Source organism: Pedobacter vanadiisoli, from assembly GCF_042684385.1.
Lineage (GTDB): Bacteria > Bacteroidota > Bacteroidia > Sphingobacteriales > Sphingobacteriaceae > Pedobacter > Pedobacter vanadiisoli.
Window position 1 is genome coordinate 172,626 of the sequence record NZ_JBHULL010000003.1, and the last position, 13,802, is coordinate 186,427.

A 13,802-nucleotide genomic window follows, 5' to 3' on the forward strand; every position below is an offset into this window, starting at 1 on the left:
CTATCTGCCAGCTTTATTGAGGTTATTAAAATAATTTTGGTATAATACCGAAGCCGGACCAGCACTTTGTACCTGTGGTTTGGCCGGTTCAATACTGATCATTTTTTGTATAGCCTGCTGCACCATATCGATATCTTTAAGCATTGGTTTACTTGCTTCTCCTAGCTTCCTTAAACTTGTTAGGGCATTTAAATAGGTTGAGGGATGGTCTGCAGCGGCACCGATCATGTATTTTTCTGTTTCGCCAAGTAAGAACCGGTCTTGCTCATTAAAGTTTTTACCGGTTTTTCTGTTTTCCAATAAGGCGAGTACCGTTTTTAAATAAGCTGTTCGCTTTTCTTTTTGCTCGAAGGTCATTTTCTGCACTGGCTGTGTAATTTTATCCAGCTCGCCGCTTAAACGTTTCTCTGGTTTTAAAGCCGAAACTTTAACCGTGGTTTTTGCTACATAGGCCCGCGATTTCTGTTGCAGGTCTTTGAGCAACCTCAATGCTTTATATTCGTATGGTAAGGCTTCCTGTGGCTTGTAGGTTCGTAAACGCAGTTCGGCATTCCACATTTCGGTTAAAACGGCTTTTAACTGCGCTTTCATTTCGGGTTCGAAAAAGGTGGCATCTTCAGCAATGTCGTGTTTGTGGGCATATTTGTCGGTAATTGCGCTAACATCACCAAATTTTTCCTCTCCGCTATTGTGCCCGGCATGTTCATCATGCTCTTCGTGGTCACCGCCTATTTCAGTCTCGTTTTCTTCGCCTAAAAACTGCCCATAGCGCAGCCTTAATAACTTCTGATCAATGCCTAAATCGTTACTCCTGGTTTTAAAGGTTGCAGCAGGCAATGTTGCTTGCTCTTTCAATAACTTTTCGGTATCGATAATAATCTGCCTTTCGCTCCTGAAATATTCGGGAACAAGGTTAACGCCATTGGTCATGCCTGCTAAACTCATCAACTCAGCGGTATCTACTATCGAAACAAAATAAACATCCGAACGGCTCGATTGGCCATGGTTATCCATAGCTTTGATGAAAAAATAGAGTTCATCACCAGGTTTCATGCCCAGGCTTTTTAAATCGATCAGTTTGGTCAGTGCAATACTTTTTTTATTGTCGAAATTCGTATTAAAAGAGAGTTTTTTTTCTGTAAAACTTACGCCTTCGCCTTTTCCACTGGCCATGGTAGCTGCTATAAAAGCATCGTTAATGCCATAATCATCGGTAAGCGATACATTGAGGTTGAATTTTTGCGGTTGACCGATATCAATCGTAGTATGCTGTTTTGGCTGTGTAATTTTAATGGTAACCGGCAGATCGGGAATAACTTCAATCTGATAGAGGTCTGATTTTTTTCCATCAAGATCGAGCTGGTAAAAGCCTGATTTAAGGATGGTTTTGCTGAAAGCCCATTGCGTATGTGCTTCATTTAAAGCTTTTGGTTGCGTAATTTCATTATCGTTAAAAATAAGCTTTAACTTTTTAATGCCAATATTGGTTTCGATTTTCCAATTCACTGTGGCACCTGTTTCGACCACAATGGTAAACTGTTTTTGTTTCCGTTCCCCTTTTCCGGTATAGGCCGGAGGTATAATGGTGGCACTGAAAGTGGATATCTCGGGCGGTATGTTTTCCCTTATTGCAGAAGCAGGGTTTTTGGCCTCTTCGGTAATGGAATCTGTTTTGCTGATCTGAGGGATTTTTGTAATTCCAAAGCTTATTGCCAGTGCTGCAAAGAGAACGGTTAAACCAAAATATAGCCTTTTAACAGGTTCTTTTGGCTGGGCCAAATTTGAGATGATGTTTTCTATTTTATTACGTTGCAGTTGTTGCAGGGTAGATAATTCTGTTTCGTTTTGAAGCAGTAAATCGGCACTTTCTTCCAGCTCGGGATAATGGTTATTAAGAAACCTTGAAACGTCAAAGTCAGTACTTTTCCAAACCAGTTTACTGAAGAATAAAACAGCAGCAACAATGGCGAAAATAACCGCAAAAATCCACACAGGTAAATGTAATAGATAAAAACCTGTAACCGATAAAAGCAAAGCAATACCTAGGGCACTGGCAATGGTGCCGATCAGGTAAAAACTGATCCACTTTATCCTCAGGTTCCGTATCCAGTTTCGTCCTTCAGTTTTTAACATCGTTTGTTTTTTTTCTGAATGATAAAATACGTTCGGCTACAAAAATTAAAAATGCAGCAACCCAAATTGCCGTTCCGATGGGTTTATTTTGAGTAGTTTTTGTTGCCGAAATAGTTTTGTTGACCTCAATTACCGCTTTCTGTTTAAGCGATACTATTCTTTGGTCGGCAGGATTGTTTTCGAAACCAAAATCATGCGGGTCTTTATCCCCGATTACGATCGGCATCAATGCTTTCACAAATAATTCGTCCCAAACCAGCTCGTTCCATTGTGGATTGAGGCGGCTGTAAAAATGAAAAATGTTTAAAATATTGGTTTTATCCTTTGTCAAAATTGCATTTCCAAAACCGTCACTCCATATTTTCTCTGCACGATGATTGGCCTCAGTTCTTTTACTTAATTTAACCTGACGGCCATACAGGTTAATAAATGATGCTGAAGTTACCAGCTTACCGTTTTCGTATTGAAATAATGCTCCATTTGGGGCAATTGATGATCTGAAATCTGCCGAGACCGGATTATCTGACAACCAAAAGCCGATATTTGCTTTTTCTGCAGCACCATTGATGATTATTTTCCGCCCGGTGAAACTTTCAATGGCTTTTAAGGCTGCAATTAAGTATTTACGGTCTGAAATACCCGGGTTTTCGTGTATTGCTACGCTTATCGGTGCCACATCCGAGGAATTCAAGGCTTGGTAGACCGTATTGGATGGATTGGATTTCGCTTCGTATTTTTTTCCGGCATAAGTGGCAATCCAATTGCTTAAAGTATCGCTTTGGTTTAAAGGAATCCACTTCAGCATATAATTTACAGTGGGTATTTCGTTACCAAAGGGGTTTAAGCGGTGGTCGGCAAAAAAATAAACTTTAGCTCCCGGTGTAATAAACTGATCGGCTGCACTGAATAATGCCGGATAATTTAAAGTATTAACCTGTTTTGTTTCGTTATAAAGGGTATCTTTTAAGGTTAATGGGCTAAAACCCACATTAAAATCGTGTATTTCATAACCTTTTTTCAATAATGAATCGATTGTTTTTTGATGCGTTTTAAAAACCTGAGGAAAAATGTTTTTCTCCACTAAAATCCATCCGTTTTTATTACTTCCAGCGGTTGTTTTTTTAAGGTAAGGCTGTGCCAGAATGAATGCCAGCAACACCAAAAGTAAGCAGCGCAGGATAAATAAAAGCCAATCGTTAATTTTGATGCTTTTCGAACTGGCGCTTGAACTTTCGCCCAGCAAAGCAATGCTCCCAATTTTAAGGGTTTTACCCTGTTTAACATTCCACAGGTGTATAATGAGCGGGACAATTATGCCTGCAAGCGCAAATAAACCTATGGAATATAAAAAATGCACGGTTAAATTCTAAGTTTGCTTCTTTGTTTTAAAAAATCCCTTAATGCCTGATCCAATGGTTCGTCAGTAGTGATGGTGCGGTAAAAAATCCTTCTGTCCAGCAGCTTTATCCTCGTTTCTTCCAGGTAAGCATTAAGCTTGTTCTGATAATTGGTTCTGGCTTTGTTTTGATCGATCTGAATGGTTTCGCCGGTTTCGAAGTCTTCGAAAGTGCTATAGCGTTTAAAATCAAGATCCAGTTCGTTTCTTGATAGTACATGAAAAACAACGGTTTCGTGCCTTAAAGTATTCAGGGTGTCCAATAGCCTGATCATTTCGTCGTCTTTTTGATAAAGATCGGTAACGAAAATCAGCAACTCCCGTTTTTGGGCGCCGGCAAACAATTCTTTATAGTGAATGGGTTTGGTAAATGAGCCATGAGGATGGATCTGTTCCAGCTGGTAAAACAACCGGGCCAGGTGCTGGTAATCCTGTTTGGGTGTCATCGAGAAAATACCCGAGTTTTTCAGTACATATAAGCCCACTGCATCACCTTGTAGATTAGCAAGATAAGCTAAAGAGGCGCCGAGATACCTGGCATAATCAATTTTGGTAAAATCGCCATCGCTATGGTTCATAGAGGCACTGGCATCAATTAAAATGCGCACGGCAATATTCGTTTCTACCTCCGATTCGCGGATGTAATAACGATCTGAACGGGCAAACATTTTCCAGTCGAGCGATCGCAGATCGTCGCCAGGCTGATAACTTCTGTATTGGCTAAACTCCAATCCCGGGCCTTTTACGGTACTTTTATTAATACCGTTCATAAAACCATCAATGGTCATTTTGGCCGATAATGAAAGGTCTTTGATGGCCATCAATATTTTAGGATCGAGCAGCTTACTCATTAAATATTAGCTTTGGGTTTCGAAATGGCTTTGATCAGTTCGTCGGTTACCTTATCAGACGACACGTTTTCGGCCTCTGCTTTAAAGTTCATCAATACCCTATGGCGTAACACCGGATAGGCCATAGCCTGTAAATCTTCTAAAATTACAGCATAGCGGCCTTTAAACAGGGCCCTTGCTTTGGCTGTTAAAATCAGTGCCTGCCCGGCCCGTGGGCCAGCGCCCCAACGTACCCATTCTTTTACAAAATTTACGGTGGTGGTATCAGGCCGGGTGGCGCGGATAAGCTCGCTTACATAAGTGACCAGGTCGGTACTGATGCTTACTTCGCGGGTAATGGCCTGAAGTTCCTTAATTTCTTCTGCCCCGATAATCGGGTTAATTACTGCTTTTTTGCTGCCAGTGGTACTGCTTAAAATCTGTGCTTCCTCCGCTGCGGTAGGATAACCGATTTTAATATATAACAGAAAACGGTCTAACTGTGCTTCGGGCAGGGGGTAAGTTCCGGCCTGTTCAATCGGGTTTTGGGTAGCGAGGATAAAAAACGGGCGGTCTAACGGGTAGGTTTGTCCGCCGTAGGTTACTTCAAATTCCTGCATGGCCTCTAACAATGCCGATTGAGTTTTCGGTGGCGTCCGGTTTACCTCATCTGCCAGGATAATGTTGGCAAACAAAGGCCCTTTATTAAATTTAAAGAAACGTTTTCCTGTTGCATGGTCTTCTTCCAGTATTTCAGTGCCCACAATATCGGTAGGCATTAAATCGGGTGTGAACTGGATTCTTCTGAAAGAAAGGTCTAAAGCCTGCGACATCGTTCTAACCATTAACGTTTTTGCCAGCCCCGGTACGCCTTCCAATAAACAATGTCCACCGGCCATTAAAGCAATTAGCATTTCTTCAATGATCACGTCCTGACCCACAATTACTTTTTGTATTTCGCTTTTTAAGAGGGAGATCTTATCGATCAATATTTTTAGCTTGCTTTCTGAACGCTCCAAAATGGTTGATTTTTTAGTTTTACGATATAGTGCTTCAATATAGGGCATATTGATAGATAGTTTTTAGCCTTATATAAAGAATATCAAAAAATTTACAAGATAATTGATCTAAAAAACCCGATTTATGAAAAATGAAGGTAATTTTAGGGTGATGCAAAGAACTAAATTTACGTTTGCGAGAATAAAATACAATTCGGGCGACTGGGATACCGATCAGCGCATGCCTTCTAACCTCCTGAATTCCCTTCTGGAGTATACCACTATTCCTTTGGATGAGGAAGAGAAAATTGTGGAACTGGGCAGCCGTGATTTGTTTAAATATCCTTTTTGTTATTTAAGCGGACATAAACTGGTGCAGTTTAGCCAGCAGGAAGCTGTAAATTTTAAAACCTATGTACATAACGGCGGTTTTGTTTTTGTTGACGATTGCAACCACGATATCGATGGTTTGTTTGCACGTTCTTTCGAAACACAGATGAGCAACCTGTTTGGACCGCAGGCATTGAAAAAGATCCCAAACAACCATGGCATTTACCATTCCTTTTTTAAGTTTGAAAAGGGTCCGCCTACCACTTCTTTCGAATTAAATGGCTGGGGAGATGACCTGGTGCACGATTACCTGAAAGCCATTACCATTAATAACCGTATCGGGGTGTTATATAGCAATAAAGATTATGGCTGCGAGTGGGATTACGATTTCAGGAATAAACGTTTTTTGGCAGAGGATAACACCAAGTTCGGGGTAAATATTATTTTGTATGCCATGGGGATAAACAGTTAGCAATTGGCAATTTTAAGTTGGTTGTTTTTTCGTGTTGTCAGGTGTTACCACCTTATAGGTTTGAATCATTTGCTTGATGAATTTCAATAGTTGTGAATTGAAAATTGCCGCCACGCTTCCGAAACACCCCATTGTGCAGACATCCCTCTGGGAGAGGGGAATGGGATGTGCTGGTTATTTGTGCTGCCAGTATTACTATCTGAAAGGTTGCCACGATTAATCAATAGCTAATGATCAATAAACCAATAACAAGTGACTAATGACCAGTAAACTAATGAACCTATAATGCATATGCCGTTTCGGCTTTCGATTGATTAAGCACCAAAAAACTCTGTATATTTCCTACGTAAGCCAATGCACCTATGTTATCCCTGAGGAAATTATTATAAGAAACCATATCGGGCATAGCCACCTTAAGCATAAAATCAAAATGGCCGGTAAGGTGGTAACATTCCATCACTTCAGGGTATTTCTCCATTTCGTCTTTAAAGGCCCTTACAATATCCTCTGAATGCATGGTGAGCTGAATGTGTGGAAAAGCTATAAAATGCGATCTTAATTTATCGATGTCTACAATGGCGACTGTTGATTTGATGTAGCCATTTGCCCTGAGTTTTTTAATGCGTTCTACAACGTGGGTCATGCTTTTTCTAAGCTTGCCCGAAACTTCTTTATAAGTCAATAATCCATCATGTTGTAAAAGATTAAGGATTTCGATGTCAGTCTGATCAATCTTTTGAGTTTGCATATAATACTTAGTGTATAATTATATCAGCTTTTTAGGCTCTTGTACGGGCTAAAAATAATTAAAATAAGGTGTAATTAACTTAATTTATGGTCGTTTTTTAAAAATATACTTAGTGTATTTTATACAATAATACGAGGGAGCGGGAAGGGCCAATAAAAATTATATTCTGTCGTCTTATTTTCTTGATGCGTTAAACCAAATATTTAGGATGTTTAGGGCTTTATAAAAATAATTTTTATCAAAAAAAGAGCTTGACTCGGTATAAACTGCTTAACTACTGATCTTTACAGTGAATTATTTAACCGAATATTATTTTCTCATGTATAAAAAACACAACTTTGGTGCTGGCCCATGCATACTGCCATCATCGGTAATGGAACAAGCTGCCCAGTCGGTAATCAACTGGAACGGAATGGGGTTATCTATTTTAGAAGTTTCTCACCGATCGCCGGAGTTCGAAGATGTGGTTCTTAAAACCCAGCTTTTGGTGCGCGGGTTATTATCTGTTCCTGATCACTATTCAGTGCTTTTTTTACAGGGCGGGGCCAGTACACAATTTGCCATGGTTCCTATGAATTTTTTGGCTGCGGGAAAAAAAGCTTCTTATCTTGATACGGGGTATTTTGCACAGAAGGCCATTAAAGAAGCTAAGTTATTTGGTGATGTAGAGGTTGTGGCTTCTTCGAAAGATAGAAATTATGCATACATCCCCGGTCAGTTTAATATCGATCCCCAATCTGCCTATATCCATTATACTTCAAACAATACTATTGAGGGAACAGAGATATTTGATTTTTCAGCTACAGGCGTTCCGGTGATCTGCGATATGTCGTCAGATATTTTTTCCAGGAAAATTGACGTTAGCAATTTTGACCTTATTTACGCAGGTGCTCAAAAGAATATGGGGCCGGCCGGAATGACCCTCGTTATCGCTAAAAATGAATTTCTTGACCGGGCAAAAAAAGAAATCCCTTCAATGATGGACTACCAGGTATTCCGCGATAACATGAGTATGTATAATACACCACCGGTTTTTTCTATTTATGTAGCCATGCTCAATTTATTGTGGCTTAAAGATCAGGGTGGAGTTAGTGGGATAGAGCAAAAGAACATAGAAAAAGCAAAATTATTATATGCAGAAATAGACCGCAATCCTCTCTTTTACGGTACGGCAGAAGTTGAGCACCGCTCCAGGATGAATGTTACATTTTTGGCTGTTAATAAAGATGCAGAGACCCAATTTTTAGCGTTTGCGGCAAACATGGGCATTGTAGGCATAAGGGGATACAGAACAGTCGGTGGGTTTAGGGCCTCACTGTACAATGCGCTTCCCTTATCGAGTGTTGAAGTTCTGGTAAATGCCATGGTCGATTTTGAAAGAATATACAGCGATAAAACAGTGCTTGAATTAAAATAACCTGTTAAGATGATAAAAATCTCACCATTAAAGGCATTACAGCCTGGTAAAGACATCTTTGACCTGATGATTTCTGATCAGGTAAACGCTAAGGGGCATAAAAACGAGCAGCTTTCTTTTGAAGACCTGCTCCATTTATTCGGATGTCCTTTAGACGATCGGCCAGCTATTTATGTTTATGAATTACGTGGCGAATTTGATACCATGAGGGGAATCTGGGCCGATATCGATCTTTCTCAAACGGCTGTAAATGCAATTAAAAGGCATGAAGAAACGGTATCGTCGAAAGTAGAATCACTTAAAATAGACCGCAGAAATAAGAAAATGCAAAAATCGCCTATTTTATTGGTTCATAAAAAGAATAAAACTCTAGATGCCCTGGTTGATTTTGTGCTACGTACCCGTAAACCGTTGCCGAGCGAATGGTCGCAGATGGGACATTTTCTTTACCAGGTACTCGAAAAAGATGTGGTTGAAAAATTTGTGGGTGAATTTATGAAACTTGAGGCCGTTTACCTTGCCGACGGCCATCATCGCTTGGAAGCAGCCTGTTCGCTACAGAAAAGTATTCCCCAGCAAATCAGTTCGCTATTTGTTTCTGAAGATGTGATTTCTATAGGCGCCTTTCATAGAGTTGTTTCGGGTGTAGTTATTGCCGATGAGCTGTTAATGGATAAACTGAAACAGTATTATTATATCTCAAAAATACCCAATAATAAGGCTTATAAACCTGATCGGAAGAATAGGTTAGGCCTTTGTTTTAAGGGCGAATGGTATCAGCTTGATTTAAATAAAGCTTCTAGGGCATTGTCTGGAGTACCAGATACCGTGATTTTACAGGATAAAATTCTATCTGCAGTGCTCGGTATCAATAAACCAAAAGAAGATGAAAGACTGATGTGTTTTCCAGATAGCAAATGGCCTGAATTTCTTGCAGCGTTGAACAATAATGAAACATCTATTGGTTTTTCTCTTTTTCCGATGACGGTAGATGCCTTTATAGCAACTGCTGAAAAGGCTGAGTTTTTGCCTCCCAAATCTACCTGGATAGCCCCTAAAGTGCCTCAGGGATTTATGGCAAGCAGTCCCGTAGCCATCACCGCAAAAGGCGAACAGGTATATGTTAATCGTTAAACCTATAAAACAAACCATATGTCAGAACTCGATTTAGAAAGTATAGCACAGATAGGAGCCAGCTTTCTGATAATTGCTTTCTTTTTAGTGGCGCTATATAAAAGGCGGGCTAGAATAAATAAGAAAAAAAATGATGGGGAGCATGATTACCTGCATTGGCTTTAACCTGTTTTATTGATTTTAAGCCGGCCAGCGTATTTTTTTTATTATGGTAAATCAATTTAGTTTAATACTAAGCAAGTTTTATAGTTGATTATGCCACTTTAAGTTAATTATAACAATCCCATTATGGTTAAATTTTATACTTTTGGAGATACTACTCGAGTTACAATTTAACCATATATGTTTTATGAAAATGCTTTTTAGAGTTTGCATTCTTTCTTTTTTAATCTGCTCATCTATTCTTGCGAGCGCTCAAACTGTTACTTTAGATTATTTCTTTAACCGCGAAACCCGTAAAGATAAACAGGGTAAAGAAATCCGTTTTCATTATATGTGGAGTGAGCGGGCAATGAGCGGTTTTTCTATTCTTGGTGATGTATTTAAAAAACAGAGATTTAGATTGGATTCGCTTGAAACAGCACCAACATTGGCCAATTTAAAAGGAAGTGATGTTTATTTGATTGTAGATCCTGATCGTCCGAAAGAAAACCCTAAACCGAATTACATCGAGGCCAACCATATTGCTGCTATTTCTGCCTGGGTAAAGCAGGGTGGAGTATTGGTAATGTTTGCCAACGATAGCGCCAATGTAGAATTACCTCATTTTAATAAACTTGCCAATGTATTTGGTATGCATTTTACCAACGAGATGCAAAACCATGTAATTGATGATGCACATTTTGAAGATGGCGGCATTGCCATTAAAAACAATGCGGTGTTTAAGACGGCCAAAAAAATATTCATGAAAGATATCTGCTCAATCGATACCAAAAACAATGCAAAACCAGTGCTGAAAAATGCAGCGGGTGCAACCGTTATCGCTACCACTAAATTCGGTAAAGGAAATGTAATTGCCATTGCCGATCCATGGTTGTACAATGAATATGTTAACGGTCGTTTACCAAAAGAAATGGGCTTCGAAAATGATAAAGCGGCTTACGACCTCGTGGTTTGGTTAAAAAGCCTCGCTAAAAAATAATACCTATAATTTATCCAACCTAAAATAACCCAAATGAATCTCATCTTCAGGTAATCCTGAAGATGGTTTTATTTCGATATGGTATTTCTGTTTGGCTTCTTCGCTTAAAATATCCTCAATTTTATAAATATCGTCTACATCGATACCATATTTTTCGTCGATATGGGAATTGGCTCCCTTTGTTGAATTGGTTTTAAAAAACACAGTTTTTTTGGCATCCTGTATGGCCTTAGCCCTTTCATCGTGAACCGACAGTACAATATGATGCTGTTCATATAATTTGTTAGATAAATAGCCCCCAAGGTTGATAAAAAACAGTTTATGCAACGAAAGTGGTGTATGCGCCTCCCTTAGCTTTATATTGATTTCGTAATCATCTACTTTATTTACTTCCCGCCAGCCATCAATATGAAGACTTGTACCTGTTCCCGGCCAAAATGCTTTAATTTCGGGTACAAGATCTTTAAGTGAGCGGGCAATGCCGAAAAAATAATCGTGCTGCTCTACGTTTCGTTTTGGGGCTTTCGAGCCAAGTAGGATCATGTATAGTTTTAAATTGTTCATTGGTTCACTGGTCATTAGTTCATTGGTTCATTGGTTCACTGGTCATTGGTTCATTGTTCATTGGTCCACTGGTTCATTGGTCATTAGTTATTAGTCATCGGCTCATATTCATTGGTGAATTGATTCCAAAGGTCGAACTCATTCATCTTTTAACAGCATTAATTAAAATAGGTTCTTGGATTTTATGGTTTTCTTTGTTTTTTTATCACGTGGAACACAAAGAAGGCACAAAGGACAAAGGGTTGAAGACAGGCTTCAATAGAAATGTCGCTATCCCGACTGCAGCATCGAAAGAGTATGCCTTCGTTCACTCAACTCCATTATCCCTTTTACATTTACCATCACCTATATTGTTGTAATATAATCTTCGGACTTTTGATTCCCGACTTTCTAACTTATTCTATTGCAACCAAAACAATTTTCTGTTTTTACGATTGTATCAACTATAAATGGATAGGAAAATAGCAAAAAAGAAAATCGCGATTATTGGTGGTGGCCCAAGTGGCCTTTTCATGTATAAAAGGTTAACCGAACCGGTTAGTGCAGATTATGAAATTACTATATTCGAAAGGAAAGATTACCTGGGGGCTGGTATGCCCTACAGTGCAGAGGGAGCCAACGTTGAGCATATTACCAATGTATCGGATAATGAAATTCCCATTATCTATAATTCCATAGAAGATTGGGTGAAAATTGCACCAAAAGCGATCTTAAAAAAATTCGACATTAACGAAGAGAAATTTAACGAATATAAGGTGCTGCCGAGGCTATTTTTTGGTGCGTATTTATCTGCCCAATTTAATTTGCTGAAAAAAGCCGCGCTGAAAAAAGGAATTAAAACCAAAATACATTTAAACTGCATAGTAGAAGATGTTATCGACTATCCAAAAAAAAATAAAGTAGCTGTTTGTGTTAAAAACAAAAATAAAACCTATTTCGACCAGGTAATTATCTGCATTGGTCATAATTGGCCAAAGAAATACGAAGGTAAAATCCCCAATTATTTTGATTCTCCTTATCCACCCAAAAAACTCGCGTTAAAACTAAATCATGCCGTTGGCATTATGGGTTCGTCGTTAACAGCAATTGATGCGTTAAGGACCCTGGCCAGAGTAAACGGAAGATTTACCCATAATGAAGATAATAGCTATTCGTATAATGTTGATAACGATGGTTTTAAAGTGGTAATGCATTCGAGAAGCGGACTTTTACCAGCCATCAGGTTTCATCTGGAGGATTCGCACCTGGGTAAGGATGAAACTTTGAGCAAAACGGAAATCCAAGAAAGCATAGCCAGGAATGGGGGCTTTTTGCCATTGGATTTTGTATTTGAAAAGAATTTCAAAGAAATATTCATTAAAAAAGATCCTGCTTTTTATGAGCAGATCAAAGATATGAACCTCGAAGCTTTTGTAGAAGCCATGATGGGGTACAGGGAACGGATGGAACCCTTTGAGCTATTCAAAAAAGAATATGAAGAGGCCGATAAATCTATCGAAAAGAGAAAATCCATTTATTGGAAAGAAGCGCTTGCCATTTTAAGTTTTGCCATGAACTATCCTGCAAAATACCTTTCGGCAGAAGATATGGAACGCCTGCAAAAAGTATTAATGCCCTTAATTTCTATTGTAATTGCATTTGTGCCTCAAAGCTCGTGCAGAGAACTATTGGCCTTACACGAAGCCGGCATATTAAGTGTTGTTGCTGTAGGAGATGACGCCAAAGTAGAACCTTTAAAAACAGGCGGTGCCGATTATCACTATAAAATAAACGGAAAAAAAACGGTTCGGCACTTCGATACATTTGTCGATTGTATTGGTCAGCCGCACCTTTCTTTTAACGATTTTCCGTTTAAAAGCCTCATCGAAAATGGAACATTGAGCCCGGCGAGGTTGCGGTTTAAATCGGCCGAAAATGGGAAGGCCGAGATGAAGCATAACGATTTGGTAAGCCGGGAAGATAATACCTACTTTTTAACAGTGCCTGGAATTACAATAAATGATCATTTTCAGGTGGTTGATAGAAATGGTATTTCGAACAAAAGGATTTATATGATGGCTGTTCCTTACATTGGTGGTTACAATCCTGATTATTCTGGAATAGACTTTTGTGAAGCTGCATCAAAAGCAGTGATTGACAGGATTTTATGCTAAAAAAACGAAATAAATTTTATTGTTTTAGATAAATTCATAAATATTTTTATGAATTTTTTGTTTTGTAATTAATTGTTAATCAGTTTTTTATGATTTAAATTCTTTTGTGTGTTCAAAAAAAACAAACGTTTGCGCTTAGTTTGTGTGCCATGATTTTTAGTGTCGCTTTATGGAAAGCCGGGTTGTATTTAAAAATCTATACTTAAGTAAAATCTGATTACAACGGGTTAATTTTTGCGATAACCTCAATTGTCATTTCAATGTTTTTTTAAGCCTAATGCATAATAATGGGATGCAGCTTTTATAAAAAACATAAAAATACGTAGCTATCATGGGTTTAAAGATCACTTATGTGCCTTTAATTAAGCAATTAAAGCATTTTTTTAGGCAAACGTTTGCGTTGAAAAAAATAAAAATCCAGCTTTCTTAATCTATACCTTGCATTAACAAACCATAACGAGCCGATATTTTATTTTTAGTGTACGA

At 38.7% G+C, this 13,802-nt stretch carries 12 protein-coding genes; 6 read left to right on the top strand and 6 right to left on the bottom strand.

Going from position 1 to position 13,802, the window contains the following annotated elements; all coding sequences use genetic code 11:
- From ACFSR6_RS01905 to ACFSR6_RS01920, 4 genes are read right to left on the bottom strand one after another with little or no spacing between them, the layout of a single operon-like run.
- Positions 1-2,133, bottom strand: coding sequence for a DUF4175 family protein (locus ACFSR6_RS01905; RefSeq protein WP_379074168.1), 2,133 nt, complete (start codon positions 2,131-2,133; stop codon positions 1-3).
- Complete coding sequence (locus ACFSR6_RS01910; protein WP_379074171.1) at positions 2,120-3,490, bottom strand: BatA domain-containing protein; 1,371 nt, start codon at positions 3,488-3,490, stop codon at positions 2,120-2,122. Before ACFSR6_RS01910 ends, ACFSR6_RS01905 begins: the two co-directional genes overlap by 14 nt.
- A gap of 2 nt (positions 3,491-3,492) precedes the next feature.
- Positions 3,493-4,380, bottom strand: coding sequence for a DUF58 domain-containing protein (locus ACFSR6_RS01915; RefSeq protein WP_379074174.1), 888 nt, complete (start codon positions 4,378-4,380; stop codon positions 3,493-3,495).
- Positions 4,380-5,426, bottom strand: coding sequence for an AAA family ATPase (locus ACFSR6_RS01920; RefSeq protein WP_379074177.1), 1,047 nt, complete (start codon positions 5,424-5,426; stop codon positions 4,380-4,382). The genes ACFSR6_RS01915 and ACFSR6_RS01920 overlap by 1 nt, the downstream gene beginning before the upstream one ends.
- A gap of 76 nt (positions 5,427-5,502) precedes the next feature.
- On the opposite strand from ACFSR6_RS01920, the gene ACFSR6_RS01925 reads away from it, so the two are divergent.
- The gene (locus tag ACFSR6_RS01925; RefSeq protein WP_379074180.1) at positions 5,503-6,159 is read left to right on the top strand and encodes a DUF4159 domain-containing protein; all 657 of its coding nucleotides are present in this window, start codon (positions 5,503-5,505) and stop codon (positions 6,157-6,159) included.
- A 280-nt stretch (positions 6,160-6,439) separates the two neighbouring features.
- Here ACFSR6_RS01925 and ACFSR6_RS01930 read toward each other — a convergent pair whose 3' ends face one another.
- Complete coding sequence (locus tag ACFSR6_RS01930; RefSeq protein ID WP_379074183.1) at positions 6,440-6,907, bottom strand: Lrp/AsnC family transcriptional regulator; 468 nt, start codon at positions 6,905-6,907, stop codon at positions 6,440-6,442.
- A 319-nt stretch (positions 6,908-7,226) separates the two neighbouring features.
- Between ACFSR6_RS01930 and serC the strand changes: the two genes are divergently transcribed.
- From serC to ACFSR6_RS01950, 4 genes are all read left to right on the top strand, one after another.
- Positions 7,227-8,324, top strand: a complete 1,098-nt coding sequence (gene serC, locus ACFSR6_RS01935) for a 3-phosphoserine/phosphohydroxythreonine transaminase (RefSeq protein ID WP_379074185.1) — start codon at positions 7,227-7,229, stop codon at positions 8,322-8,324.
- 9 nt (positions 8,325-8,333) lie between these two features.
- Complete coding sequence (locus tag ACFSR6_RS01940; RefSeq protein ID WP_379074188.1) at positions 8,334-9,458, top strand: DUF1015 family protein; 1,125 nt, start codon at positions 8,334-8,336, stop codon at positions 9,456-9,458.
- Positions 9,459-9,476: 18 nt separating this feature from the next.
- Positions 9,477-9,623, top strand: coding sequence for a hypothetical protein (locus tag ACFSR6_RS01945; RefSeq protein WP_379074191.1), 147 nt, complete (start codon positions 9,477-9,479; stop codon positions 9,621-9,623).
- 184 nt (positions 9,624-9,807) lie between these two features.
- Positions 9,808-10,599 (top strand): lacto-N-biose phosphorylase central domain-containing protein, encoded by a 792-nt coding sequence (locus ACFSR6_RS01950; RefSeq protein WP_379074193.1) that lies wholly within the window; start codon positions 9,808-9,810, stop codon positions 10,597-10,599.
- Between the two features lie 3 nt (positions 10,600-10,602).
- Here ACFSR6_RS01950 and ACFSR6_RS01955 read toward each other — a convergent pair whose 3' ends face one another.
- A complete protein-coding gene (locus ACFSR6_RS01955) occupies positions 10,603-11,178 on the bottom strand; it encodes a DUF1543 domain-containing protein (RefSeq protein ID WP_379074196.1) in 576 nt (191 codons plus the stop codon).
- Positions 11,179-11,612: 434 nt separating this feature from the next.
- On the opposite strand from ACFSR6_RS01955, the gene ACFSR6_RS01960 reads away from it, so the two are divergent.
- Positions 11,613-13,316, top strand: coding sequence for an FAD/NAD(P)-binding protein (locus ACFSR6_RS01960; protein WP_379074199.1), 1,704 nt, complete (start codon positions 11,613-11,615; stop codon positions 13,314-13,316).
- Positions 13,317-13,802: the final 486 nt, after the last annotated feature.

What these genes read in the sequence shown, in the direction of transcription:
- ACFSR6_RS01905 (WP_379074168.1), bottom strand. Translation starts at nt 2,133, where the DNA reads ATGTTAAAAACTGAAGGACGAAACTGGATACGGAACCTGAGGATAAAG.
- ACFSR6_RS01915 (WP_379074174.1), bottom strand. Translation starts at nt 4,380, where the DNA reads ATGAGTAAGCTGCTCGATCCTAAAATATTGATGGCCATCAAAGACCTT.
- ACFSR6_RS01920 (WP_379074177.1), bottom strand. Translation starts at nt 5,426, where the DNA reads ATGCCCTATATTGAAGCACTATATCGTAAAACTAAAAAATCAACCATT.
- ACFSR6_RS01925 (WP_379074180.1), top strand. Translation starts at nt 5,503, where the DNA reads ATGAAAAATGAAGGTAATTTTAGGGTGATGCAAAGAACTAAATTTACG.
- ACFSR6_RS01930 (WP_379074183.1), bottom strand. Translation starts at nt 6,907, where the DNA reads ATGCAAACTCAAAAGATTGATCAGACTGACATCGAAATCCTTAATCTT.
- serC (WP_379074185.1), top strand. Translation starts at nt 7,227, where the DNA reads ATGTATAAAAAACACAACTTTGGTGCTGGCCCATGCATACTGCCATCA.
- ACFSR6_RS01940 (WP_379074188.1), top strand. Translation starts at nt 8,334, where the DNA reads ATGATAAAAATCTCACCATTAAAGGCATTACAGCCTGGTAAAGACATC.
- ACFSR6_RS01945 (WP_379074191.1), top strand. Translation starts at nt 9,477, where the DNA reads ATGTCAGAACTCGATTTAGAAAGTATAGCACAGATAGGAGCCAGCTTT.
- ACFSR6_RS01950 (WP_379074193.1), top strand. Translation starts at nt 9,808, where the DNA reads ATGAAAATGCTTTTTAGAGTTTGCATTCTTTCTTTTTTAATCTGCTCA.
- ACFSR6_RS01955 (WP_379074196.1), bottom strand. Translation starts at nt 11,178, where the DNA reads ATGACCAGTGAACCAATGAACAATTTAAAACTATACATGATCCTACTT.
- ACFSR6_RS01960 (WP_379074199.1), top strand. Translation starts at nt 11,613, where the DNA reads ATGGATAGGAAAATAGCAAAAAAGAAAATCGCGATTATTGGTGGTGGC.